Origin of the sequence: Spongiactinospora sp. 9N601, assembly GCF_044326295.1 — a bacterium.
GTDB lineage: Bacteria > Actinomycetota > Actinomycetes > Streptosporangiales > Streptosporangiaceae > Spongiactinospora > Spongiactinospora gelatinilytica.
In genome coordinates this window covers 709,020-733,951 of the sequence record NZ_JBIRBB010000001.1, presented here as the reverse complement: position 1 = coordinate 733,951, position 24,932 = coordinate 709,020, and the positions used below count along the sequence as shown (strand labels likewise).

The window sequence follows — 24,932 nt, the reverse complement described above, 5'->3', positions numbered from 1 at the left end:
GTCAGTCTTCGATCGCGGTGTTGGTGCCGAATCCGCTGGACAGCGGGCTGGCCACCTCGGTGGGGGCCGGTTCGGGATCGGACGGCGGGCACTCCTCCGGTGGGCACGGGCCGCTCGGCGTGGGCTCGCTCTCGGTCGGCGTCGGCGCGGTGGTGGGGGCGGTCGTCGGCGTCGGGCTCGCCTTGGAGGGGCAGTCGGCGCCCTTGCCGGACGACTCGGGCCGCGGTGGCTCGGGCTCGCCGGCCGTCGGGTCGCCGTTGGGCGTCGGGCAGGTCTCCTTGTCCGACGGGGTCGGCGTCGGCGACTTCGAGCGATCCGGCGTCTTGGTGGTCGGCGGGGCCGCGCTGTTCCGCGTCGGGCTCGGGGGCGCCGGCGGCACGCTCGTGGCCTGCGGCGGCGCCTTGGGGCCGCGCGAGGTCGCGTTGATCGTCGGCGGGGTCCGGGTCGCCTCGGTCAGGCCGACCGACTGCTCCCGGGCGTCGCCGCCGCGCAACTGCGGCACGGCGATCACGACGGTGGCGGCGACCAGTACCGCGCCGGCCACCGAGGCGGCGGCGCGCCACCACACCAGGCGGCCGTGCCCGCGTTTGTGCTGGATGCGGGCGCGGATGATCTCCAGGCCGTCGGGGGAGGGAACGACCTCGTCCGCCTCCGCGCGAAGCACACGACGAAAGAGATCGTCGTACTCGTCGGGGGACTCGGTCATGACAATTGCTCCAACACGGTACGTAAGGCGGCCATGCCGCGGGCCGTATGGCTCTTCACCGCGCCCTTGCTGATGCCCATCGCGCTGGCGATCTCAGCTTCGGACAGGTCACCGTAATACCGTAGAACCAGGGCTTCTCGCTGGCGGGTCGGCAGACTTCGCAGCGCTTCGATGACGGCGGTCCGCTCCAGCTCGCCGATCGCGCCGTTCTCCGCGCTCGGCGCGTCGGGCAGCCCCTTGGGCGCGTACTTCTCCACGACCGCGCGGTGGCGCAGCACGGATCTCGATCGGTTGACGACCGATTGGCGCAGGTAGGCGAGGGCCTTGTCGGTGTCGCGGAGTCTGCGCCAGGCGCCGTGCAGGGCTACGAAGGCGTCCTGGACCACTTCCTCCGCGGTGGCGTTGTCGCGGACCAGCAACACGGCGAGACGCACAAGTGACCGATAGTGCGCGCTGTACAGCGCGGTCACGGCCATGTCGGCGTCCCACCCGACGGGCACTGCCCCGAGCGACCTGTCGGCCACGAGGGTCTCGGTGGTCACATCATTAGGACGCGTGGCCTTCGCGGAGGGTTTACTACGCTCATCCGGTTCGTTTGGGGGCATGACCCAGTCGTGTCCTCGCCGGTGGCCTCGCCCGATTGTTTCTTACGCAGAAGTGTTGCACAGACACAATATCCGGCAGGATCTTTGCTTGCAGCCCGCCACGGGTTACCGATTGGCAACGGCGGCTGCCGCTAGGGTATTGGCCGTGGAGACCGACTGCCTGTTCTGCAAGATCGTGGCCAAGGAGATCCCAGCGGAGATCGTCCACGAGACCGGCCGCACCCTGGCGTTCCGCGACATCAACCCGCAGGCCCCGACGCACGTGCTGGTGATCACCAAGGGCCACCACGCCGACGCCGGGGCGGTGGCCGACGCCGATGAGGGGCTGGCCGACGAGATGCTCAAGGCCGCCCGCGCGATCGCGCGCGAGGAGGGCGTGGCCGAGGAGGGTTACCGGCTGGTCTTCAACACCGGGGCCGCCGCCGGCCAGACGGTCTTCCACGCGCACCTGCACGTGCTGGGCGGGCGCGATCTGCGCTGGCCGCCGGGCTGAGCCCGGCGCGCACCCGCGGAGCGGGCGGGCGAAAAACGGCTGAGCGCGAGCGGGGGCTTCCGGGCTACCATTACGGATGAGAACGCTGTCCGAACCGGGAGGCGATCAGGCCGCGAGCCTGCCCATGTCCGAGCTTAACGAATCACGATCAAAGAGCCCCGTACCGGCCCTGGCCAAGACCCAGGCCAAGGTGGTCATCCCCGACGACTATGCGATGGTCGGCCTTCTCGGGTCGCGGGACGAGTTGCTCAAGGTCATCGAAGGCGCCTTCCGCGCCGACATCCATGTCCGCGGCAACGAGATAACCATCACCGGCAGCCCCGAGGAGAGCGGCGCCGTGGTGCGCCTGTTCGAGGAGCTGATCGAGCTGCTGCGCGGCGGCACCCCGCTCACCGTCGATGCGGTGGAGCGGAGCATCGCCATGCTGCGGATGAGTTCCGACCGCCCCGCCGAGGTGCTGTCCCTGGACATCCTGTCCTCCCGCGGGCGCACCATCCGGCCCAAGACCGTCAACCAGAAGCGCTACGTGGACGCGATCGACAAGCACACGATCGTGTTCGGCATCGGCCCCGCCGGCACCGGCAAGACCTACCTGGCGATGGCCAAGGCCGTCAAGGCGCTCCAGAACAAGGACGTCAACCGGATCATCCTCACCCGCCCCGCGGTGGAGGCCGGTGAACGGCTCGGCTTCCTGCCGGGCACCCTCTACGAGAAGATCGACCCCTACCTGCGCCCCCTCTACGACGCGCTGCACGACATGCTCGACCCCGACTCGATCCCCCGGCTGATGGCGGCGGGCACGATCGAGGTCGCCCCGCTGGCCTACATGCGCGGCCGCACTCTGAACGACGCCTTCATCATTCTCGACGAGGCCCAGAACACCTCGCCCGAGCAGATGAAGATGTTCCTCACCCGGCTGGGCTTCGGCTCCAAGATCGTGGTGACCGGTGACGTCACCCAGATCGACCTGCCGGGCGGTACGGAGAGCGGCCTGAAGGTGGTCAGGGAGATCCTCGACGGCATCACCGACATCCATTTCAGCATGCTGACCAGCTCCGACGTGGTCCGTCACCGGCTGGTGAGCGACATCGTGGACGCCTACGGCCGCTACGACGCCGCAGTGCGCCAAGGCGAGCCCGCGGCGATCAAGGGCGCCAAGCGCCCACGGGGGCGATCATGAGCATCGAGGTGGCCAACGAGTCCGGCGTCGAGGTCGACGAGTCCGCGCTCGTCGGCCTGGCCGGTCACGTACTGGCACGGATGGGCATCCATCCGCTGGCCGAGCTGTCGCTGGTCGTCGTCGACGAACCGGCGATGGCCCAGCTCCACGAGCAGTGGATGGGCGAGCCCGGTCCGACCGACGTGCTGGCGTTCCCGATGGACGAGCTGCGCCCCGGGTCCGGCGGCGGGCGTCGCGACGACGACGCCGGGGCAGACCCGGCGCTGCTCGGAGATGTGGTGCTGTGCCCGCAGGTGGCCGCCAAGCAGGCGGCCGAGGCCGGGCACAGCGCGAAGGAGGAGCTCGAACTCCTGTGCACGCACGGCATCCTGCACCTGCTCGGCTACGATCACGCCGAGCCGGAGGAACACGCCGAGATGTTCGGTTTACAAGATGAGCTCCTCAAGTCGTGGCGGGAGGTGCGGCCGGAACGGTGAGTGCCGCCAACGGGTGGTTGCTCTCGGCCGTCGTTCTGGTAGTGATCGGCGGCCTGATCGCAAGCGCTGAGACCGCGCTCGCGCGGATCTCCCGGGTACGGGCCGACGAGTTCGTCCGTGACTCCCGGCGCGGTTCGGCACGCCTGCGGGCGATCGTCGCCGACCCGCCGCGCTACCTCAACCTGCTGCTCCTGCTCCGGCTGAGCTGCGAGCTGGGGTCCACCGTGATCGCCACACTGATCTTCATCGACCTGCTCGGCGACGAGGGCGGCGCCTACGCCGTCGCGGCGGCCACCATGATCCTGGTCAGCTACGTGATCGTCGGCGTCTCGCCGCGTACGCTGGGCCGCCAGCACGCCGAGCCCATCGCACTGGCCTCCGCGCCCATCGTGTACGGCCTGACCCGGATCTTCGGCCCGCTGCCGCAACTCCTCATCCTGCTCGGCAACGCGCTCACTCCGGGCAAGGGCTTCCGCGAGGGGCCGTTCACCTCCGAGGCCGAACTACGCGACCTGGTCGACCTGGCCGAGGAGCGCAGGGTCATCGAGCCCGACGAGCGCCAGATGATCCACTCGGTCTTCGAGCTCGGTGACACCCTCGTCCGCGAGGTCATGGTCCCGCGCACCGACATGGTCTTCATCGAGCGCGGCAAGACGCTCGACCAGGCCCTCTCGCTGGCGCTGCGGAGCGGCTTCTCGCGCATCCCCGTGGTCGGCGAGAACGAGGACGACGTGATCGGCATCGCCTACCTCAAGGACATCGTCCGCCGCGTCCACGAGGCGGGCGAGGCCGGGGGCAGGCAGCGGATCGACTCGCTGATGCGGTCGGCGACCTACGTCCCGGAGAGCAAGCCGATCGACGAGCTGATGCGCGAGATGCAGGCCAGGCAGATCCACCTGGCCATCGTGATCGACGAGTACGGCGGTACGGCCGGGCTCGTCACCATCGAGGACGTGCTGGAGGAGATCGTCGGGGAGATCACCGACGAGTACGACCAGGAGGCCCCGCGGGTCGAGCCGCTGCCCGACGGGTCGGTACGGGTGACCGCGCGGCTGCCGGTCAGCGACCTCGGCGACCTGTTCGGCCGGGAGATCGACGTGGACGACGTCGAGACCGTGGGCGGGCTGCTGGCGCACGCGCTCGGCCGGGTGCCGATCGCGGGCTCGGAGGCGGAGGTCGCGGGGCTGCGCCTGACGGCGGAGAGCCTGGCCGGGCGGCGCAACCGGATCAGTACGGTGGTGGTGCGCAGGGTCAGCCCGTCGTCCCAGGATCGCGTCGGCGCAGGGGCCGAGAAAGACTGAAATCTCCGCCTTTGGGGTGCGAATCCCCTGCTTACGCGGCAGATGCCGCGAGCGGCGACGAAGGCGGCAAGTCTTTTTCAAGTGTTCTGCAAGCCGGATGGGTCACTCTGAATACGCGACGCCCGCTACGGCGGGCGGCAAGGGGATCCGGATCGCCGGAAGGGGTTCGCGGCGTCAGGGTTCCGGGGGGTACAGGGACGCGTCGCGGTCGCCGGCGGCCGTGACGCGGCTCGATGTAAAGGGTGTTCTCGCCCGCGACGGTGCGGGTGAGAACACCCTTTAATGCTGTGTGGGGCTCGATGCTTTGTGGGGCTTGGCGCGGTATCCGGGGAAGGTCGGGCTGCCCGGCGATTGCCGTCATTGTCGCGTGGGAAGGACAGCGGCGGGGGAGTCCGGGGGGTGCGCTGTGTGCGTCAAATGGGGCTTTGGGTGGATCGGCGTCCGGGGGAGGGCCGCCGCCGGGCCGGTGTCCGTGAGTGCCGTGGCCCTGATCGCGTGCGCGGCACTGGCCGGGTGCGGGGCCAGGACGGCGATCTACGCCGACGTGTCGGTGGCCAGGGAACAGGCCCGGATTCGCGAACTGCTGCGCGACCTGCCCGGGCTGCCCGACGGGTTCTCGGCCCGGCCGAGGGAGGGCTGGAGCCCGCCGTTCCGGCTCGGCGACACCGACTGCAAGACCCTGCTGGACGCCGTCGCCGGACGCCCGCCGTCCGCCGGTGAGCTGCGCACTCACGCCGAGGCCACCTACTACGGCGACCGCGTCGGCGAACTCGCCGGCGCCAGCGTGGCCAGCTACGCCGCGGGCGCGAACGCGAGCTTCGACGCGCTCGGCGACGCCCTGGACGGCTGCGCCCGGATGGTCCGCCGCAACCCCGCAGGCGGTACCACGCTGGCCCTCGCCGACCAGCCCTCCGCCGTCGACGAACTCGAACTCGGCGACGGCACCGCGGGCACCCGCCTGTCCGGCAGGCTGAACGGCTACCCCTATGACATGCACGTCGTCTTCGTCCAGTCCGGCCAGACGCTGATCTCGATCGTGCACGCCGCGATGGGAAGCGCCGACCCCGCCCGCACGGAGGCGCTGGCCCGTGCGGTGACGGCCAGGATGACCGGCGAGGCTGAGTAACCTAGAGCACGTGACTGAGGCGACGCTCGACCCCGAAGACTCCAAGATCATCACGTTGGCCCGTGCCGCCCGCGCGCGCACGGGGGCAGCGCAGGGCGCCGCCGTACGCGACGAGACCGGCCGCACCTACTCCGCCACCAACGTGGCGCTGCCCTCGCTGACCCTGTCGGCCCTGCAGGTCGCGGTGGCGATGGCGGTCTCCAGCGGGGCCGCCGCACTGGAGGCCGCCGCCCTGGTGACCGCGGACGGCGGGCCGAGCGAGGCCGACCGCGCCGCGGTCGCCGACCTCGGCGCGGCCACCCTGCTCACCGCCGGCCCGGACGGCACGCTTCGATGAGCGGGGCCGAGCCCGACTTCCGCTCCGGCTTCGCCTGTTTCGCCGGGCGGCCCAACGTCGGCAAGTCCACCCTGATGAACGCCCTGGTGGGCACCAAGGTCGCGATCACCTCGGCCAAGCCGCAGACCACCCGCAGGGCCATCCGCGGCATCGTGCACCGCCCCGCCGCCCAGCTCGTCATCGTCGACACCCCGGGCCTGCACCGGCCCCGCACCCTGCTCGGCGAGCGCCTGGACAGCCTGGTGCTGTCCACGCTCACCGAGGTCGACATGATCGGGTTCTGCATCCCCGCCACCGACCCGGTGGGCAAGGGCGACCGGTTCATCGCCGAGAAGCTGGCCGCCGTCAAGAAGACCCCGGTGGTGGCGGTGATCACCAAGTGCGACCTCGCCTCGCGGGAGCAGATCGCCAAGCAGTTGCTCGCCGTGTCGGAGCTGGCCGACTTCGCGGAGATCGTCCCGGTGTCGGCGGTGTCGGGGGAGCAGCTTGACACACTCACCGACATCCTGGTGGGCCACCTGCCCGAGGGGCCGCCACTGTACGCGGGCGGCGAGCTTACCGACGAGCCGGAGCAGATCCTTGTCGCGGAGCTGATCCGCGAGGCCGCCCTCGAGGGCGTACGCGACGAGCTCCCGCACTCGATCGCCGTCGTGGTCGAGGAGATGCGCCCCCGCGAGGGCCGCGACGACCTGCTGGACGTCTTCGCCGAGATGTACGTCGAGCGGCCGTCCCAGAAGGCGATCGTGATCGGTCACCGCGGCGAACGCCTCAAGGACGTGGGCACCCGCGCCCGCAAACAGATCGAGGCCCTGCTGGGCACCCGGGTCTACCTCGACCTGCACATCAAGATCGCCAAAGACTGGCAACGCGACCCGAAACAACTCCGCCGCCTCGGCTTCTACGACTGACCCCCCAAGCCGCCCCGCCACACCCTGTGGCGGGTCGCCCTTCTTGTACACCGGATAGCGCCTCATTCCATGCTGAGGATTGATTACTGGACAGACGTCGTCAGGGTGACCAGGGTGTGACTTCGACATTTCCTGAATCGCAGCCTGCGATATATTGACCAGCCCGGAGGGGGAGCGTAATATTCGCTCCTGTTTGGGATGTTCGCCGAGTCGGTGAAGATCCGAAGGCAACCGGTGTGGAAATGAGGCTCCTTATGGCGGGAAAATGGGAGGCCGATCCGGCGGTGGGCTTCAAGCGTCGGCTCGGAAAGTCGGCTCACGAGCTGGGCACGACCGGGGGCAACGCGAGCTGCCCCGATATCTGGGAGCTGGACAACGGGGATGTCGCAGTGATCGGTACCGAGCTTTCCGCCGCGTATCGCGACCGGCTCCCCAAGGGCGTTTCCGTGGACCCGGGGGAGAGCCTGGTGGTCATTCCGCGTAGTACGATTATGGCCGCAAAGGCAGACATCCCGGATTCATGACCTGTGGAATGGCGCCGTCGGCCCGGCGGATTGCACTCGTGAGATTATCGCCCCCAGTGACGCTGGCCGGGAGGGCGTTCGGCCACATCGGCGGGCGCGCGGTGAGGCGCTGGAAGCGATCCTAGTGCGAGCAGGCTGTTTTGCAAGGCGCCTTAGGTATCCTGCCCTGGGGCGCAGCGCCATTAATGGGCGACCAATATGTGGGAATATAGGTCTGAATCGAAAATTCCCGCCGGAACCGGACGGCGGGTATGCGGCCGTCCGGTTCCGGTGGTGGGTTCTGGTGGTGTCGGCGGCTCGGCTGTTTCGCCGTACTGCTCTCGCGGGCCCGGCCCGGCCTGGACCGTGCCGGGGGGAGGGTGCGGGCATCTCGGTGGGGGGCCGAAACCCGTCCGGCTTCGTAAACATCACGGACACCCCAGAAGGCTGGTGTGATGTGGCGTACCTGACAGGTCCTGGTATTTCGCGTTAGATGGTGTGCTTCGGCGGGATGGCCGATATCCGGTGCCGTGCGGGGCCGTGTGGGATCTGTTATAAGTGAACGCTCACGCGAACGACCGGTACGACGTAGCCTGCCGGGAAACGACCCGGCGGTCCGGGGGACCGGTGAATCCAGGGAGCGCGCCGTGCGACGCTACACACCATGGGGGAAGGGGCGGGCCGGGGACGGGGGGTTACCGCCCGCCGTTCCGTCCGGGGAGCCGGCGGTGACCGCCGCAGAGCCGGAGTCAGGGCCGGGGGCGGCCGAGCGGTCGGCGGCGGAAGTGGAACGTGCCGCCGCCGAGGAGGCCCGGCTCAGGCGGCGGCGCGGGGCGCGCAGGTTCAGGCTGTACGGCTGGCTGGTGGCGCTCACGGCCGCGCTGGTGGCGGGCGGCTGGATCGTGTGGAACACCGGGCCGCCGACCGAGGCCGAGTTACGCGAGCGGGCCGGTCTGACCGGCAAACAGACGCTGCGGATCGGCGTGAAGGACGACACTCCGGGCATCGCGTGGTTCAACGGGAAGACCCGCGTCTATGAGGGCTTTGACATCGACATCGCGCTGATGATCGCCGAAGACCTCGGGTTCGGCAAGAACCAGGTGGAGTTCCTGGCCATCGAGACCGAGGACCGCGACAAGATGCGGGCCACGAACGAGCGCGGCGAGCCCTCTGACGTGGATCTGGTGGTGGCGACCTTCAGCATCACGCCGAAACGGATGGGCAATCCCGGGATCGGGTTCTCCTCGCCCTACCTGCTCACCGAGCAGTCCGTGGTGACCAGGGACGACTACAAGGGCAAGGTCACGTCCCTGTCGCAGCTCGCCGGGAAGAAGGTGTGCACGCTCGGCACCTCCACCTCCGAGAGCGCGTTACAGACCGCGCTGAAGCGTACCGGCGCGAAGGTGATCGGCATGAACCGCATCAGGGAGTGCATCAAGGGGCTCGAAGACGGAACGTACGAGGCGGTGAGCACGGACGCGGCGATCATGGCGGGGTTCGTCTGGCAGTCCCGTGGGAAGCAGAAGCTGCGCCACCATGACGTCGGCCTCGAAGGCAGCGAAAGCTGGGCGGTCAACAGCGGCACGAACACCGCCCTGCGCACCCTGGTGGACCTCGCGCTCTACCGCTCGTTCACCGATCCCGCCAACCGCCGCTGGGAGGACGCCTACGACCGGCACATCCAGCCGATGAAGTCCGGCAATCGGCTCATCGACATCGCCCGCGAAAGCCAGCCGTGCCCGAAGGTGCCGGAGGTCCGCCGCTGGCCCTGGGAGCGCGGCACCTCGGCCCCGGTGTGCTAGCCGGTGGAACGGCAGAGCCCGCGCGGCGGGAGAGCGGCCGGGCGCAGGCCGGTCTACCGGCGGGCGCGCAACCAGGAGTGGCTGCTGGCGGTGCTGCCCGCCTTCCCGGTGGCGCTGCTCGTCCTGCGTCTTTGGTGGGCGGGCCGGCAGGACACCCAGACGCTGCTGCTGCTCGTGCAGCACGTCAGCCCGCTCGGGATGCTCAGCGTCGTGCTGCTGACCTTCGTGTGGGTGGTCCCGGTGGTGGTGCTCGCCGGGCGGGTGCTCGGCCTGCTGTACCGGGTCAGCACCGGGCGGTCCTCTTGGCTGGTGCGGATCGCCGACCTGCTGCCCGACTGGGTGGTCGTGCTCGCGGTGTTCGTGGCCATGCTCGGCTGGCAGCTCCGGTTCCTGCCGGTGCTCGCCATGCTGGCGCTGTCGGCGGCCGGGCTGACGGTCCGCGACCGCCGTCCGGAGGGCGAGACACTGGTCCACGCGATGTGCGTGGCGGTCCCGATCATGGCGGCGGTGCTCGTGTACGTCGCCGTTTACCCGGCCATCGCGATGGCCTGGGCGGAGTCCGACGTGCCGACGTTCCTGCTGCTGGCGGTGCCGCCGGGGATCGCGCCGCTGCTCACCGGGCCGGTGCCGCGGCTCGCCGCGGGGCTGATCGCGCACGGGGCGGCGCTGGCGCTGGCCGTGCTGCTGCCGCCTACCACAGGCGTCGTGGTGCTCCAGGTGCCGATCCTGCCACTGAGCGCGATGGAGGTCACCACGCCCGCGGGGCGTGAGGTCGTGGTCGGCTACGTGATCGCCGACGACCAGCGGATGATGAGCGTGCTGGCCCGCTCGGGGTCCGTCCGTTTCATCCGCAACGACTCGCTGGTCTCCCGGGTCCTGTGCCCGGAGCCGGGAGACGTGCCCCGCAGCCGAGTCCATCTGCGCCACTGGTACGTCGAGCAGAGCATGATCTCGTGGCTGGCGCCCGATCCGCTCCCGGTGACGCCGGACCCGCGCTGCGAAGGCCGTCCGCCCGCCGCCCCGTGACCCCAGGCGGGTACGGCGGGCGGCGGAGGATCAGGGCAACCGGCTCACGAGCGCGCCCACAGGGCGGGGACGTTCGGCGGCTCCCAGCCCGGCAGCGCGGTGTGGGCCTGCAGACAGCGGTAGGACGAGCCGTTGTAGGTGACCGTCGCGCCGGCGGTGTAGGCCGTGCCGGCCGCCCACGTCGTCGGCCCGCCGGTCGGTCCGCCGGTGGGACTTCCGGTGGGACTTCCGGTGGGGCTGCCGGTCGGGCTGCTGGTCGGCTGACCGGCGATGTTCAGCACGAAGTCGAACGTCGCCGTACCCGGCTGCACGTTCATCAGCAGGCGCGGGTCGAAGATCGTGTCGGTGTTGTTGCGCGGCTCACCCGGGAAGTAGAGCTGGGTGGTCAGGACCGGACGGCCGGGGGCCTGGACCTTGACGTGGATGTGCCGGGTACGGCCCGGGTACAGGCCAGGGATGATCGTGGTCAGGTTGTAGTAGCCCTGGGCGTTGGTGAACTGGTGCCCGCGGAAGGTGTACCCGACGTTGTCGTAGTTGCCGTTGTTGTCGGCCTGCCAGAAGTCCATCAGCACGTTGGCCAGCGGCTGGCAGGCCAGGTTGAACACGTAACCGCTGACGACGAGCCGGGTGCCGCTGCCCGGCAGCGTGCTGCGCTGCGGGGAGTTCGGCTTGAAGTAGGGGCCCTCGGTCTGCGCGGGGGTGCGGTCTTCGGGTTCCTGGCAGTACGGCGTTGGCTCCAGGCTCTGCCCGGGGGCCATGCTGCGGGCCAGTGCGGGAATCTGGGGAACCAGGAGGGGGATAGGCGCGGCCATGACGGCGGCCCTCAGCAGGGTCTTCCGCGAGATGACCTTGCCGTCCTTCCCGCTCGGGTCCCTCTCAGCGCCGGTGTGCTCGGCGTCCACTGTGATCTCCTTGGCTTTTGGGGGGCGGCATGCCCGGATCCGGCCTGATATCGAGGCCGGGACCAGGTCACTGTCCCAAAAACTGACATCGCGGCCCTGAAAGCGAGTACCCCACACTTTTCCATAACGTCGCGGTATAGACGGATGCACATAACGGTGTAATAGGTTCCAACTGATAGGGCCGCTCCTGGTGTCTTGACCGTTACGTTAACGGCGCACCCCCCGACACAAGGAGAGATACATGCTCCGCAGTAATGCCGTGACGGCGGGCATCACGCTCGCTCTCACGTTGGTGGCCGCTCCGGCCATCGCCTTCGCCGCGGCCGGCGGCGCGGGAGCACCGGAGCCCGCCCCCGCCCCGGCCGCTCCGGCGTCCGTTTATGCACAGGTCAAGGTGGCCGCCGCGGCGGCCTCGGATCCCTCCCCCGAATACATCGAACAGACCAAGAAGGACCTCGGCCTCACCACGCAGCAGGCCGAATTGCGCATCGCCAACGAACTGGCGGCGGGTCAGCTCGAACCCCTGCTCCGCGGCCGGCTCGGTAGCGCCTATGCCGGTACCTGGGTCACCGGCCCGCTCGCCTCCCTCGTGGTGGCGACCACCGACGCCGCGCAGTCCTCCGTCATCCGTGAGGCCGGCGCCGAGCCGAAGGTCGTCCAGCACTCCCTGGCCACGCTGGACGCCGCCAAGGTCTCCCTGGACCGGGCGCTGAGCAACAACGCCGAGATCGCCACCTCGTGGGGCGCCGACGTCCAGACCAACCGGGTCGTCGTGCGCACCCCGAACCCCGCCAAGGCGAAGGCCAAGATCAAGGCCGCCGGCGTCGACGCGAGCCTCGTCGACGTGGTCAAGTCCAGCGAGCGGCCCGTCCTGTACGCCGACGTACGTGGCGGCGACGCCTACTACATCGGCTCCAGCAGCCGCTGCTCGGTCGGCTTCTCGGTGACCAAGGCCGGCTCGCAGGGCGGCTTCGTGACCGCCGGCCACTGCGGCTCCACCGGCGCCAGCACCACGGGCGTCAACCGCCAGGCGCAGGGCACGTTCCGCGGCTCCTCCTTCCCCGGCAACGACTACGCCTGGGTCGAGGTCAACAGCCAGTGGGTGCCGCGCGGCATCGTCAACGCCTACAACGCCGGCATCGTGACGATCAACGGCTCGACCGTCGCGCAGCCCCAGGCGCGGATCTGCCGTTCCGGCTCCACCACGCAGAACCACTGCGGGAGCGTCCAGCAGCTCAACACCAGCGTGACCTACCCGCAGGGCACGGTCTCCGGCGTGACCCGCACCAACGTGTGCGCCGAGCCCGGTGACTCCGGCGGCTCGTTCTACTCCGGTGACCAGGCCCAGGGCATGACCTCCGGTGGTTCGGGCAACTGCAGCAGCGGTGGCACCACCTACTTCCAGCCGGTGAACGAGGCCCTTCAGGTCTACGGCCTCCAGCTCGCCGACAGCGACGGCCCCGGCCCGACGGGCAGCCCCACGACCAGCCCGACCGGTGGTCCGACCGACCCGCCCGGCGGCACCTGGAAGACCTACACCTCCTACAGCGCGGGCGCGACCGTGACCTACGGCGGCACGACCTACACCTGCCTCCAGTCGCACACATCGCTTCCCGGCTGGGAGCCGCCGAACGTGCCGGCTCTGTGGAGCGCGTCCTGACGGTGAAAGCCTGACGGCGAGAGCCCGACGGTAGGAGATCGAGAGTGGCCCTGGGCCGGAGGCCGCCCCTCCAGTGCCCCGGCCAGGGCCCCTTCAATGCCGGTTCCTGCCCGGCCACCGCCCGTGGTCCGTTGACCGGCACCCCTCGTGGGGCGGGACTACCACACCTCTCCCGCCCCACGAGGGCATGTTCATGTCGGCGGCCGGTCCGCTCAGATCGTCTTCTGCCACTCGTGCCAGGTGTCGAGCGGGCGGAACCCCAGCGCCTCGTTGATGGCCCGCATGTGCGCGTTCGAGGTGGCGTTCCAGGTGATCAGCCGGTGTACCGCGGGCTCCTCGTCCAGCAGGGTCAGCGCGTTGGCCGTCTTCAGCAGCATGCCGAGCCGGTGCCCGCGGTGCGGGCGCAGCACCACGGTGTCACTCTGCCGGCCCCACCCGCCGGCGCCGTCGTCGAAGAAGACCCGGGTGAGGGCCGCGGGCGCGCCGGTGGCGGTGTGCCTGGCGATGACGGCTCTGCCACCGGCCCCCGCCTCGTGCAGCCGCCGCTCCAGCCCGCCTACCCTGGCGGCGTCCCACACCTCGTCCTCGATATCGAGGTCGCCGGTCGGCGCGTCGTTCATCCCGGCGTACAGCAGGGCGAGGTCGGCGTGCAGCCGTTCGGGGGCCGCGCCTCGCCAGGCCTCCAGTTCGTAGCCGTCCGTGTGGCGGGCCGCGAGATCGCGTGCGGACTCGAAGGCGGCCCGGTCGGCCGTACGCAGGTCGAGGACCTGGCGGATCACGGTGGTGGCGGCGGTGAACCCGTGGGCCTGCGCGAACGCGGCCCCCGGGCCGCCCGCCGCCGCGGCCTCGGCGACCAACGTCCGCCTGCCCGCGGCGCGCGCCTGCTCGGTGGCGTGCGCGAGCAGCGCCGAACCGACGCCCCGGCGGCGGCTCCCCGGGGCGACGGCCATCTTCGGGATCAGCGCCAGGTGCGCGTTGTCCCGCTCGGGCAGCGCCAGCGTGTATCCGCCGGTCACGATGCCATCGCGGACGTGGGCGTACGCCTCGGCGTCGTCGTCCCAGCCGATCAGGGCCCACATGCGGAAATGCCGGGGCGAGGACAGCGGACCGGGATCGTCGATCTCGTGCGCCGCCCGATACACCGAGTAGTAGCCGTCGGCGAGCGCGCCGCCCGCGTTATCGACATGCAGAATCGACATGGGCTATAGGCAATCCCATATACCCGCGGCGGCGCCAACCGTTTTGCGGTGCCACCATTACCGGGCGGCTACTGCTGGTAGGAGTCGACCTCGTCGATCGGCCGGGGCGCGGCGTCGAGCGGGTCCTCACCGAACTCCCGGCGGGCGCGCCGCCGGCGGAGCAGATCCCAGCACTGGTCGAGCGCGCGCTCCAGCGACACGATCCGGTCGTTCTCGTCCTCGGCGGACACCTCGCCGGCCGCCAGCCTGGCGCGCAGCTCGTGCTCCTCGGCGATCAGGCCGTTGATGCGGGTCAGGATGTCGTCGTCTTTCATGATCGCCCCCTGTTCCTCGTCTCTTCGGACTCTAGCCCGCCGACCGGCACGGCTTCACCTGCGCATCTGCTAACCTCCATAACGTGCTGCGTGGCCTGCTCCTTATGTGCCGCGGCGGGGGCCTTTCCTAGGCCGGCTCCCTCGCCGCGGAGCGTGTCATGCGCGTCGGCCATCTCGACGAGGCCCCGACGAAGAGCACGAGGAGCACCCGACCGTGAGCGATTATCCGCGGCAACGACCCAGTGGCATGCCGGTGGACCGGTACGAGCCCTACCAGCCCGTACGCCTGACCGACCGCACCTGGCCCGACCAGGTCATCACCGAGGCCCCCCGATGGTGCGCCGTCGATCTCCGCGACGGCAACCAGGCACTGATCGACCCCATGGACGCCCACCGCAAGGTCAAGATGTTCGACCTGCTGGTCCGCATGGGATTCAAGGAGATCGAGGTCGGCTTCCCCGCCGCCTCCCAGACCGACTTCGACTTCGTCCGGCAGATCATCGAAGAGGACATGATCCCCGACGACGTGGTGATCCAGGTCCTCACCCAGGCCAGGCCCGAGCTGATCGAGCGCACCTTCGAGTCGCTGCGCGGGGCCGGGCAGGCGATCGTCCACCTGTACAACTCGACCTCCACGTTGCAGCGCCGGGTGGTCTTCGGCCAGGACCGCGAGGGCATCACCGCCATCGCCGTCGAGGGCGCCAAGCTGTGCAAGAAGCTCGCCGAGGCGATGACCGACACGACGATCTTCTTCCAGTACTCTCCCGAGTCCTTCACCGGCACCGAGCTGGACTACGCCGTCGAGGTGTGCAACGCCGTCAACGAGGTGTGGCAGCCGACCCCCGACCACAAGGTCATCATCAACCTGCCCGCCACCGTCGAGATGGCCACCCCCAACGTCTACGCCGACCAGATCGAGTGGATGAACCGCCACCTGGCCCACCGCGACTCGGTGGTGCTGTCGCTGCACCCGCACAACGACCGGGGCACCGCCGTGGCCGCCGCCGAGCTGGGATACCTGGCCGGGGCCGACCGCATCGAGGGCTGCCTGTTCGGCAACGGCGAGCGCACCGGCAACGTCTGCCTGGTCACCCTGGGCATGAACCTCTTCTCCCAGGGCATCGACCCCGAGCTGGACTTCTCCGACATCGACGAGATCCGCCGGGTGGTCGAGTACTGTAACCAGCTTCCCGTCCACCCGCGGCACCCGTGGGGCGGCGAGCTGGTCTACACCGCCTTCTCCGGCTCCCACCAGGACGCCATCAAGAAGGGCTTCGAGCACCTCGCGATAGACGCGGCGGCGGCCGGCGTGCCGGTGGAGGAGTTCCGCTGGGCGGTGCCGTACCTCCCGATCGACCCCAAGGACATCGGCCGCAGCTACGAGGCGGTCATCCGGGTGAACAGCCAGTCGGGCAAGGGCGGCGTGGCCTACATCATGAAGGCCGACCACCAGCTCGACCTGCCGCGCAAGCTGCAGATGGAGTTCTCCAAGGTGATCCAGGCCCGCACCGACGCGCAGGGCGGCGAGGTGACGCCCGCGCAGATGTGGGAGGCATTCACCGACGAGTACCTCCCCAACCCGGCCGCCCCCTGGGGCAGGCTGGGCCTGCTCGCCCACCGCACCGACTCCCAGGTCGAGGACAAGGACCGGATCGGCGCCGATCTGCGCATCGACGGTGAGATCCGCGAGGTCGGGGGTGTGGGCAACGGCCCGATCTCGGCCTTCTGCGACGCCCTGGCCGGTGTCGGCGTGCAGGTGCGGGTGCTCGACTACACCGAGCACGCGCTGAGCGCGGGCACCGACGCCAAGGCCGCCTCCTATGTGGAGTGCGATGTGGACGGCAAGGTGCTGTGGGGCGTCGGCATCGACGCCAACACCACCACCGCCGCCCTGAAGGCCCTGATCTCGGCGGTCAACCGCGCCGCCCGCTGACGCGTCCTGCGGCACGGCGGGCGGCCCGCGCCCGCCGTGCCGTCATTCCGGCAGGCCGATGAAGCGGCCCATGCAGGCCATGTTGTAGTCGAAGATCTCCGCCGGATCGAGGATCGCGTTGGCGAACTGGCCGAACACCTCCAGGCTGACCGCCCCGAACAGCGCCGTCCAGGCCGAGATGGCACGGGCGATCACCTCGTCGGACAGGCCGGGCATGACGCGGCGCAGCCGTTCGGCGTCGGCGGGCCAGGCGTCCCGGGGAGGGGCGGGAAAGCCCGCCGGCGGGCGCAGGCGGCCGGCCTCGTGCGCGGCGGCCAGGATGGCGCCGTAGACGGTGACGTCGCGGATGGCGGGTGCGACGGTGTCCTGGGGAGCCTGGTAGCCGGGCACCGGCGAGCCGTACAGCAGCGCGTACTCATGCGGGTTGGCCAGCGCCCAGCCGCGTACGGCCCGGCAGACGGCGAGCCACCTGCCCATGTGGTCGCCGGGCGGACACGCGCGGTCGGCCTGCTCCACCGTCTCGCCGATGGAGTTGTAGCCGTCGATGATGAGGGCCGTCAGCAGGTCATCGCGGCTGGGGAAATAGCGGTAGATGGCGGAGGAGACCATGCCCATCTCCCGTGCGACCGCCCGCAGTGACAGCCCGGTGGCCCCGTGGGTGGCGAGCCGCCTGCGTGCGATGTCGGCGATCTCCCTGGTCAGCTCGGCACGGACTCTCTCCCGTGCGGTGCGCCCGGCGTTCATGGGCCCACCTTAGCAGAGCACCAGAAGGAAACGAGAGCACTGCTCTTGACACAGCCGCACCTTCTGGAGAGCATTGCTCTCGTAACGGTTCGCCGATCTACTCGGGTCCCGAGGGAGAAGGACAGGTCGCCATGGGCAAGCACGTCGTCGTGGGAGCGGGACAGGTCGGCAGCGAGCTGGTCAGGCAACTGGCCGGGCTCGGGCACGAAGTCGTCGTGGTGAGCAGGTCGGGCTCGGGCCCGGACCTGCCCGGCGTACGGCGGGCCGCCGCCGACGCCGCCGACCAGGCCGCGCTCACCGCTCTCACCCGGGGCGCCGACACCCTCTACAACTGCGTCAACCCGCCCTACCACCGCTGGCCGACCGACTGGCCGCCGATCGCCGGCTCGCTGCTCGGCGCGGCCGAGACCACCGGCGCGGACTATGTCATGCTCGGCAACCTGTACGTGTACGCCCCGCCGACCGGCCCGATGACCGAGGACCTGCCGCTGCGGCCGGAAAGCGTCAAGGCCCAGGTACGCGTCCGCATGTGGGAGCAGGCGCTCGCGGCCCACCGGGCGGGCCGCATCCGCTGCACCGAGGTGCGCGGCTCGGACTTCTTCGGGCCCGGCGCGCTCGACCAGTCCCACCTCGGCGAGCGCTTCGTTCCCCGGCTGCTGGCCGGCAAGGCGCTCAAGCACATCGCCGACCCCGACCAGCCGCACAGCTGGACCTACATCCCCGACGTGGCCGCCGCCCTGGCCATCGCCGGCACCGACGAGCGGTCCTGGGGCCGCGCCTGGCACATCCCCACGGCCCCGCCGATGAGCTACCGCCAGGTGGCCGAGCGGATGAGCGAACTGGCCGGGGTCGCCATGCCCAAGGTCGGCTCCTACCCGGCGTGGATGATCGACGCCCTCGGCCTCGCCAACCCGATGCTCGGCGAGATCAAGCACATCCGCTACCAGTTCGCCCGGCCGTTCGTACTGGACTCCTCGGCCTTCCAGAACACGTTCGGCGTCGCCCCCACCCCGGCCGGCGAGGCGCTGTCGGCCACCGTCGCCTGGTGGCGCGAGCGTGCCGCGGCGGCGGCGTGAGCGGCCATGCCGCGCTCGGCCGAGGCCAGCAGGCCGCGCATCCGCGGCGGCGACAGCCGCGCGATCAGCGAGAATCCGTCCGGATCATGGTAGGGGGAGGACGAGGTGGCCACTCCCACCACCGTCGTGCCCGAGATCGCCGGGCCGCCGCTGTGGCCCCTGACGATCTGGCAGTTGCGGGTCACCAGCATCCCCGGCCCCGGGGTCCGCGCCTCGGCGGCCCGCCCGGAGCAGCGGTACATCGCATCGCCCGGATAGCCCAGCTCGGAGGGATACCCGAGCAGGCTCAGCGCCTTCACCCGGCCGTCGCCCCTGCGGTTGGACACCGGCCGCAGGCCGGGGCCGGTGACGTCCTCCAGCCGCCGTCCGGACGCGTCCGGCTCGACGCCCACCACCCCCACATCGTGCGGGATCACCCCGGTGGAGTAGGACCGGGTGCGCCAGGGGCGCGCCACCCACGTGCGGGCGGCCCGCCACACCCCGAGCGGGGCGCCCCCCGCCCCGGAACCGCCGTAGGCGGGCACGAACGTCACCTGGTCGTACCAGCGCCGCGCCTGCCCGTCGTTGTCGAACAGGCAGTGCGCCGCGGTGAGCACCAGGCTGCGGCTCCGCGAGGCGACCACCGCCGCCCCGCAGCGGCGCTCGGCACCGGTCAGCGGGTCGCGGCTGACCAGCAGCCCGGTGACCCGCTCCGGCAGGGCCCTGGTGTACGGCCGGGCCACCGGCGCGTAGCCGAAGCGGTCACCGCCCGGGGTGCGGACGAGTCGTCGCGGGACCTCCTCCGGGACGGCGGCGTACGCCACCGTCCCAGGGAGTGTGGAAACAAGGAGAACCAGCATCGAACCCAGCCGCGTGATCACACATCTCCGGTTACCCTACGTGACCGGCGGCAACCCGGGTGAGCGGTAAAGCCCCCCTCTATCAGGGATAAAGGCCCCTGAGCCGGTGCGCCTCGGCGACCCGGGAGACGCCGATCGCGTGCGCGGCCCGCCGAAGGGTCAGTCCTTCGGCCGCGGCCAGCGCGCCGACCTCCGCGTAAGCCTGCTCCATCAGGTCGCGCAGCTTGACCTCGACCTCGCCCGCGCTCCAGGTGTAGGCCTGCATGTTCTGGACCCACTCCAGGTAGGACACGATCACCCCGCCCGCGTTGGCCAGGATGTCGGGGACCACGGTGACCCCCGCGTCGGCGAGGACGTCGTCGGCCGCCGGAGTGGTCGGCCCGTTGGCGCCCTCGACGACGAGCCGGGCCCTGACCTTTTGCGCGGTCTCGGCGGTCAGCACGCCTTCCAGGGCGGCCGGCACCAGCACGCCGACGTCGAGGCCCAGCAGGTCGGCATGGCTCAGCGCGTCGGCCCGCGGATAACCGGCGACGCCGCCCGCCTCGGCGACGTGCGCGCGTACCGCCGCCACGTCGAGCCCGGCGCGGTCGATGATCGCCCCGGTGGCGTCGGAGACGGCCACCACGCGGCACCCGGCGTCGGCCAGGTAGCGGGCGGCGGGCGCGCCGACCTTGCCGAAGCCCTGCACGGCCACGGTGACCCCGGCCGGGTCGCGGTCGCCGAGCGCGGCCATCGTGGCGATCTGCACACCGCGCGCGGTGGCGCCCGCCCGGCCCAGCGAGCCGCCGAGGATGGTCGGCTTGCCGGTGACCACCCCGGGCACCGAGTAGCCCGCGTTCACCGAGTAGGTGTCCATGATCCAGGCCATGGTCTGCTCGTCGGTGCCCACGTCGGGGGCCGGGATGTCCTGGTCGGGGCCGATCAGCGGCAGGATCTCGTTGACGTAGCGGCGGGTGACCCGCTCCAGCTCGCGGGTGGTCAGCGTGGCCGGATCGACGCCGACGCCGCCCTTGGCGCCGCCGTACGGGATGCCGACCAGCGCGCACTTCCACGTCATCCACATGGCAAGCGCGGTGACCTCGGACAGGTCGGTGTCCGGGTGAAAGCGGATGCCGCCCTTGGCCGGGCCGCGGGAGACGTTGTGCTGGACGCGGTAGCCCTGGACGACGTCCATCCGGCCGTCCTCGCGGCGGACGGGGACCGAGACGGTGAGCGAACGCCGCGGGGTCGCGAGCATCCGGTGCAGGCCGTCGTCGAGGCCGAGGTGCTCGGCCGCCTGGCCGAGCTGGAAGAGTGCGGTGTCGAGGGCCTGGCGGCCGGCGGAACCGGCCGCGGGAACCGCGCCGGTGCTGATGGTGGTGGCCGACGCCGTTGGCGGCACCATGACGGTCATGAAGACCTCCGGTTGGGCGGGGCGCACGCGCCCCGCGAGTCGGGTCGTTCGGGCGGAGGCGGGGCGCCGTTGCCCCGCCGCCGATATCCCATCTTGATCCAACAACGTGATCGTGTTCATGGGAACGTGCCAATATGACAGGCTTCGACGCGGAGAATGTACCGTTGTGTCGCACCGGAAGGCGGGGTGTCCCGTGACGGATCTCTTGGTCGGCCCCATGCTCCGCTACGCCGACGCCACCAGCGCGAGCGTGTGGGTGGAGACCGCGCGGCCCGGGCGGGTCGCGGTGGAGGCGGGCGACATACGTGTGGAGACCGCCACGTTCACCGTGCACGGTCACCACTACGCGATCGCCGACCTGGTATGGCCGGAGCCCCCGGCGGCGGAGGGCGGCGTGCCGTACACGGTGGAGCTGGACGGCGAGCGGGTCTGGCCGCCCGCCGGCGGCCCCGCCGCCCCGCCCAGCCGGATCAGGCTGCCGTCGGGGGCCCGGCCGCTGCGGATGTTGTTCGGCTCCTGCCGTACCAGCGTGCCGCACGACGCGGCGCACCTGCTCTCGCACGGCGTGGACACGCTGCGCGAGCACGGCGTGCGGCTGCGCGAGACCCCCGACGCCGAGTGGCCCGACCTGCTGCTGCTCCTCGGCGACCAGGTCTACGCCGACGCCCCCGGCGGCGAGGTGCTGCAGGCCGTCCGCGCCAGGGGCGGTGAGCCGGCCGGGGAGATCGCCGACTTCGGGGAGTACGCGGCGCTGTACCGGCAGGCATGGGCCGAGCCGGAGATCCGCTGGCTGCTCTCGACGGTACCGTCCGCGATGATCTTCGACGACCACGACCTGCGGGACGACTGGAACACCTCCGCGGCCTGGCGCGAGAAGATGAGCGCGCAGCCCTGGTGGCGGCGCAGGCTGGTCGCCGGGCTCGGCGCGTACTGGGTCTACCAGCACCTCGGCAACCTGTCGCCGGGGGAGCGGGCCGCCGACCCGCTGCTGTCCCGGCTGCGCACGCACGAGGGCGACGGCGGCGACCTGCTCGACGCGTTCGCCGCCAGGGCCGACGAGGACCCCGCGCACAACCGCTGGAGCTACGCCCGCGACCTCGGCGACACCCGCCTGATCATGCTCGACACCCGCTGCGCCAGGCGGCTCACCCCCGGCGACCGGCGGATGCTCGACGACGGCGAGTGGGAGTGGTTCACCCGGCAGATGGACGCGGACGGCCGGCGCGTGGTGATCGGCTCCTCCATCCCGGTGCTGCTGCCCAGCGGCATCCACCACGTGGAGAGCTGGAACGAGGCGCTGTGCGACGGGGCCTGGGGCCGCCGCGCGGCCCGCTGGTCGGAGGTGTTACGGCAGGCGGTCGACCTGGAGCACTGGGCGGCCTTCCGGCGGTCGTTCACCGACATGTGCCGGCTGCTGGCCGCCGCCGGCGGGACGGTGATCGTGCTGTCCGGCGACGTCCACTACTCCTACCTCGCCGAGGTCCGCGGGCTGCCGGTCTACCAGGTGGTGTGCTCGCCGATCCGCAACCCGCTGAGCCGGGTGCTGCGGCTGGCCAACGTGGTGGCGTCGGTGGCGGTGGCCGGGCTCGCCGGCGGCCGGCTGGCCCGGCTCGCCGGGGTGCCCCGCCCGCCGCTGCGCTGGCGGCTGCGCCGGGGGCCGTGGTTCGGCAACACGGTGGCCACCCTCACCCTCGGCGAGGTGCCCTCCGTGTACTGGCACAGCCCCGGGCGCGGGGAGCGGCTGACCGCTAACGGAGGTCGCTGAGCGCGTCCGCCAGCCGGTCCACCGCCCAGTGCAGGTCCTCCTCGGAGATCACCAGCGGCGGGCCGATCCTGATCGTGCTGCCGTGGGTGTCCTTCACCAGCACGCCCCGGGCGAGCAGCGCCTCGCCGACCTGCCTGCCGGTGGCCAGCGCCGGATCGATGTCCACCCCCGCCCACAGGCCGCGCCCACGGACCGCCGTCACGCCGTGCCCGGCCAGGCCGCGCAGCCGTTCGTGCAGCACCGCGCCCAGCACCCTGGCGCGCCGCTGGAACTCCCCGGTGCGCAGCAGTTCCACCACCGCGATGCCGACCGCGCAGGCCAGCGGGTTGCCGCCGAAGGTGGAGCCGTGCTGGCCGGGCTTGAGCACGCCGAGCACGCCCGCGTCGGCCGCGATCGCCGAGACCGGTACCACGCCGCCGCCCAGCGCCTTGCCCAGGATGTAGACGTCCGGGACGACGCCCTCATGGTCACAGGCGAAGGTCTCGCCGGTACGGCCGAGCCCGGACTGGATCTCATCGGCCATCATCAGCACGCCGCGCCGCGAGCAGATCTCCCTGACCTGGGTCAGGTAGCCGTCCGGCGGCACCAGCACCCCGGCCTCGCCCTGGATGGGCTCGATCAGCACGGCCACCGTGGTGTCGTCGATCGCGTCCCTGATCGCGTCGGCCGAGCCGTACTTGACCACCCGAAAGCCCGGCGTGAACGGGCCGAAGCCGCCCCGCGCGTCCGGGTCGGTGGAAAAGCCCACGATCGTGGTGGTCCGGCCATGGAAGTTGTTCTCGGCCACGAGGATCGTGGCCATGTCCGCGGGCACGCCCTTGACCTCGTAGCCCCACTTGCGGGCCACCTTGATCGCGCTCTCCACGGCCTCGGCGCCGGTGTTCATCGGCAGGATCATGTCCTTGCCGGTGAGGTCTCCGAGCGCGGCGCAGAAGTCGGCGAACCGGTCGTGCAGGAACGCGCGGCTGGTCAGCGTGAGCCGGTCGAGCTGGTCGCGGGCGGCGGCCAGGATCGCCGGGTTGCCGTGCCCGAAGTTCAGTGAGGAGTAGCCCGCCAGGCAGTCGAGCAGACGCCGGCCGTCGACGTCGGTGACCCACGCCCCCTCGGCGTGTTCCACCACGACGGGCAGCGGGTGGTAGTTGTGCGCGCTCCTCCGCTCACTCCGCTCGACGTACTCCGCGGTCTTCGGCAAGAGAGTCATTTCCGGATCTCCAGGGTGCAGCACTTGGGTCCGCCGCCCGCCTTGCGAAGCTCGGACGTCTGTACCGGGATCACCTCGTAACCCCGGCGCTTCAGTTCGAGCTGCAGGTCGGCGGCCTCATGATTGATGATCACGTTCTTTCCGTCACAGACCGAGTTGAGCCCGAAGGCCGCGGCGTCGGCCGGTGTGGCGATCAGCGCGTCGGGGAACAGCCGTTCGAGGACCGCCCGGCTGCCCGGGGTGAACGCCTGCGGCAGGTAGGCGATGTCCCGGCCGCCGAGCGGGCACAAAGCGGTGTCAAGGTGGTAGTACCGCGGGTCGGCCAGCCCTAACGTGATCACCGGGTGGCCGGTGAACTCCTGGACCTCCCGGTGCGCCGCCACGTCGGTGCGAAACCCGGTGCCGGCGAGCACGAGGTCGTCCACCACCAGCAGGTCGCCTTCGCCCTCGTTGGTGTACGACGGGACCTTGACCTCGGTGAAGCCGTGGCCGGTGAACCACCGCAGGTAGGCCCCGGCCTCGTCGGCGCGCTCTGGGTGGGTGAACCGCGCGCCGTACACCCGGCCGTCCACGACCAGGGCGCCGTTGGCGGCGAAGACCATGTCCGGCAGGCCCTCCACGGGGTCGATCAGGTCGACGGTGTGGCCCAGTTCCTCGTAGACCGACTTCAGGTCCTCCCACTGCCGCACCGCGAGGTCGCGGTCGGCGCCCCTGGCGGGGTCCATCCAGGGGTTGATCCGGTATTCGACCGCGAAGTAGTCGGGCCGGCACATAAGGTAACGCCTGCGTGGCACGCTCATCCTGGCTCCATCGAAGTTGAGGGGCCGCCGTGCGGACACATCGCCGTGCGGAAGGGCGAGATCAGCATAAGAACGCGCGTTTGCGCAGGCCAAGTGCGGTGTGTTGCGCGTGTGCGCGGATCGGTTGCGTTGTTCAGCCGATCAGCGGCGATCCGTTGACCAGCCGGGTGAGCACGACCGCGCTCTTGGTGCGCACCACGAACGGCTCGGCCGCGATCCGCTCGATGACCTGCTCGACGTGCCGCATGTCGGAGGCCCTGATGTGCAGCAACGCGTCGGCCTCGCCGGTCACCGTGCAGGCCGAGACGACCTCCGGGTGGCGGGCCACGGCCACCCCGATCTCGGCGGGCGAGGTCTTGCCCCGGCAGTACAGCTCGACGTACGCCTCGGTGGTCCAGCCCAGGGCGCGCGGCGCGACCCTCGCGGAGAACCCGGTGATGGCCCCGATCCCGCGCAGCCGATCGACCCTCCGCTTGACGGCGGAGGCGGACAACCCGACCTCATGCCCGATCTCGGCATAGGTCGCCCTCGCGTCATCGACGAGGGCCTTGATGATGGCGCGATCCAGCCCGTCCAACTCCACAGTGCATGTCATAGCCGAAAAGGGGGCCGCGTGGGTAACGCGGCCCCCTCGGGCGTACGG

Annotated in this window: 24 protein-coding genes; 14 read left to right on the top strand and 10 right to left on the bottom strand. The window is 70.9% G+C overall.

The annotated features are described in order from the left end of the window. Position 1: 1 nt before the first annotated feature. The gene (locus ACH34R_RS03235) at positions 2-706 is read right to left on the bottom strand and encodes a hypothetical protein (protein WP_397559764.1); all 705 of its coding nucleotides are present in this window, start codon (positions 704-706) and stop codon (positions 2-4) included. Next, positions 703-1,182: a SigE family RNA polymerase sigma factor gene (locus ACH34R_RS03230; RefSeq protein ID WP_397559802.1), complete on the bottom strand. Its 480-nt coding sequence runs from the start codon at positions 1,180-1,182 to the stop codon at positions 703-705. Before ACH34R_RS03230 ends, ACH34R_RS03235 begins: the two co-directional genes overlap by 4 nt. A gap of 268 nt (positions 1,183-1,450) precedes the next feature. Here ACH34R_RS03230 and ACH34R_RS03225 point away from each other — a divergent pair, with 268 nt between their 5' ends. The 10 genes from ACH34R_RS03225 to ACH34R_RS03180 all read left to right on the top strand — a co-directional run bounded on the left by ACH34R_RS03225 (position 1,451) and on the right by ACH34R_RS03180 (position 10,463). Beyond that, complete coding sequence (locus tag ACH34R_RS03225) at positions 1,451-1,804, top strand: histidine triad nucleotide-binding protein (RefSeq protein WP_397559763.1); 354 nt, start codon at positions 1,451-1,453, stop codon at positions 1,802-1,804. Between the two features lie 124 nt (positions 1,805-1,928). Beyond that, the gene (locus ACH34R_RS03220) at positions 1,929-2,984 is read left to right on the top strand and encodes a PhoH family protein (protein WP_397559762.1); all 1,056 of its coding nucleotides are present in this window, start codon (positions 1,929-1,931) and stop codon (positions 2,982-2,984) included. Further along, a complete protein-coding gene (gene ybeY, locus ACH34R_RS03215) occupies positions 2,981-3,460 on the top strand; it encodes an rRNA maturation RNase YbeY (RefSeq protein ID WP_397559761.1) in 480 nt (159 codons plus the stop codon). The genes ACH34R_RS03220 and ybeY overlap by 4 nt, the downstream gene beginning before the upstream one ends. Continuing rightward, positions 3,457-4,761: a hemolysin family protein gene (locus ACH34R_RS03210; protein ID WP_111170488.1), complete on the top strand. Its 1,305-nt coding sequence runs from the start codon at positions 3,457-3,459 to the stop codon at positions 4,759-4,761. Before ybeY ends, ACH34R_RS03210 begins: the two co-directional genes overlap by 4 nt. Before the next feature lie 472 nt (positions 4,762-5,233). Beyond that, a complete protein-coding gene (locus ACH34R_RS03205) occupies positions 5,234-5,887 on the top strand; it encodes a hypothetical protein (RefSeq protein WP_146607776.1) in 654 nt (217 codons plus the stop codon). A gap of 10 nt (positions 5,888-5,897) precedes the next feature. After that, entirely contained in the window at positions 5,898-6,224 is a 327-nt protein-coding gene (locus ACH34R_RS03200) for a cytidine deaminase (protein ID WP_111171198.1), read from the top strand. Further along, the gene (gene era, locus ACH34R_RS03195; RefSeq protein ID WP_397559760.1) at positions 6,221-7,132 is read left to right on the top strand and encodes a GTPase Era; all 912 of its coding nucleotides are present in this window, start codon (positions 6,221-6,223) and stop codon (positions 7,130-7,132) included. The genes ACH34R_RS03200 and era overlap by 4 nt, the downstream gene beginning before the upstream one ends. A 254-nt stretch (positions 7,133-7,386) precedes the next feature. Further along, entirely contained in the window at positions 7,387-7,656 is a 270-nt protein-coding gene (locus tag ACH34R_RS03190) for a hypothetical protein (RefSeq protein ID WP_397559759.1), read from the top strand. A 707-nt stretch (positions 7,657-8,363) separates the two neighbouring features. Then, entirely contained in the window at positions 8,364-9,437 is a 1,074-nt protein-coding gene (locus ACH34R_RS03185) for a transporter substrate-binding domain-containing protein (protein ID WP_397559758.1), read from the top strand. A 3-nt stretch (positions 9,438-9,440) separates the two neighbouring features. Further along, positions 9,441-10,463, top strand: a complete 1,023-nt coding sequence (locus ACH34R_RS03180) for a hypothetical protein (protein WP_397559757.1) — start codon at positions 9,441-9,443, stop codon at positions 10,461-10,463. A gap of 44 nt (positions 10,464-10,507) precedes the next feature. On the opposite strand, the gene ACH34R_RS03175 is transcribed toward ACH34R_RS03180, so the two are convergent. Further along, entirely contained in the window at positions 10,508-11,365 is an 858-nt protein-coding gene (locus ACH34R_RS03175) for a carbohydrate-binding protein (RefSeq protein WP_397559756.1), read from the bottom strand. A gap of 241 nt (positions 11,366-11,606) precedes the next feature. On the opposite strand from ACH34R_RS03175, the gene ACH34R_RS03170 reads away from it, so the two are divergent. Then, positions 11,607-13,025, top strand: coding sequence for a carbohydrate-binding protein (locus tag ACH34R_RS03170; RefSeq protein ID WP_397559755.1), 1,419 nt, complete (start codon positions 11,607-11,609; stop codon positions 13,023-13,025). Positions 13,026-13,237: 212 nt separating this feature from the next. On the opposite strand, the gene ACH34R_RS03165 is transcribed toward ACH34R_RS03170, so the two are convergent. Beyond that, positions 13,238-14,224, bottom strand: coding sequence for a GNAT family N-acetyltransferase (locus ACH34R_RS03165; RefSeq protein WP_397559754.1), 987 nt, complete (start codon positions 14,222-14,224; stop codon positions 13,238-13,240). A 68-nt stretch (positions 14,225-14,292) separates the two neighbouring features. Continuing rightward, positions 14,293-14,538 (bottom strand): DUF2630 family protein, encoded by a 246-nt coding sequence (locus ACH34R_RS03160; protein WP_397559753.1) that lies wholly within the window; start codon positions 14,536-14,538, stop codon positions 14,293-14,295. A 247-nt stretch (positions 14,539-14,785) separates the two neighbouring features. Here ACH34R_RS03160 and leuA point away from each other — a divergent pair, with 247 nt between their 5' ends. Beyond that, positions 14,786-16,471: a 2-isopropylmalate synthase gene (leuA, locus tag ACH34R_RS03155; RefSeq protein WP_397559801.1), complete on the top strand. Its 1,686-nt coding sequence runs from the start codon at positions 14,786-14,788 to the stop codon at positions 16,469-16,471. A gap of 42 nt (positions 16,472-16,513) precedes the next feature. On the opposite strand, the gene ACH34R_RS03150 is transcribed toward leuA, so the two are convergent. Next, complete coding sequence (locus ACH34R_RS03150; protein ID WP_397559752.1) at positions 16,514-17,215, bottom strand: TetR/AcrR family transcriptional regulator; 702 nt, start codon at positions 17,213-17,215, stop codon at positions 16,514-16,516. A 131-nt stretch (positions 17,216-17,346) separates the two neighbouring features. Between ACH34R_RS03150 and ACH34R_RS03145 the strand changes: the two genes are divergently transcribed. After that, complete coding sequence (locus tag ACH34R_RS03145; protein WP_397559751.1) at positions 17,347-18,291, top strand: NAD-dependent epimerase/dehydratase family protein; 945 nt, start codon at positions 17,347-17,349, stop codon at positions 18,289-18,291. A gap of 921 nt (positions 18,292-19,212) precedes the next feature. Here ACH34R_RS03145 and ACH34R_RS03140 read toward each other — a convergent pair. After that, the gene (locus tag ACH34R_RS03140) at positions 19,213-20,523 is read right to left on the bottom strand and encodes a Glu/Leu/Phe/Val dehydrogenase (RefSeq protein WP_397559750.1); all 1,311 of its coding nucleotides are present in this window, start codon (positions 20,521-20,523) and stop codon (positions 19,213-19,215) included. Between the two features lie 193 nt (positions 20,524-20,716). On the opposite strand from ACH34R_RS03140, the gene ACH34R_RS03135 reads away from it, so the two are divergent. Next, complete coding sequence (locus ACH34R_RS03135) at positions 20,717-22,288, top strand: alkaline phosphatase D family protein (protein WP_397559749.1); 1,572 nt, start codon at positions 20,717-20,719, stop codon at positions 22,286-22,288. On the opposite strand, the gene rocD is transcribed toward ACH34R_RS03135, so the two are convergent. From rocD to ACH34R_RS03120, 3 genes are all read right to left on the bottom strand, one after another. Continuing rightward, entirely contained in the window at positions 22,272-23,489 is a 1,218-nt protein-coding gene (gene rocD / locus ACH34R_RS03130; RefSeq protein WP_111167220.1) for an ornithine--oxo-acid transaminase, read from the bottom strand. The two genes, ACH34R_RS03135 and rocD, sit on opposite strands and share 17 nt — an antisense overlap. After that, a complete protein-coding gene (gene ddaH / locus ACH34R_RS03125) occupies positions 23,486-24,289 on the bottom strand; it encodes a dimethylargininase (protein ID WP_397559748.1) in 804 nt (267 codons plus the stop codon). The genes rocD and ddaH overlap by 4 nt, the downstream gene beginning before the upstream one ends. A 133-nt stretch (positions 24,290-24,422) precedes the next feature. Continuing rightward, positions 24,423-24,872: an Lrp/AsnC family transcriptional regulator gene (locus ACH34R_RS03120; RefSeq protein ID WP_199536880.1), complete on the bottom strand. Its 450-nt coding sequence runs from the start codon at positions 24,870-24,872 to the stop codon at positions 24,423-24,425. Positions 24,873-24,932 lie beyond the last annotated feature (60 nt).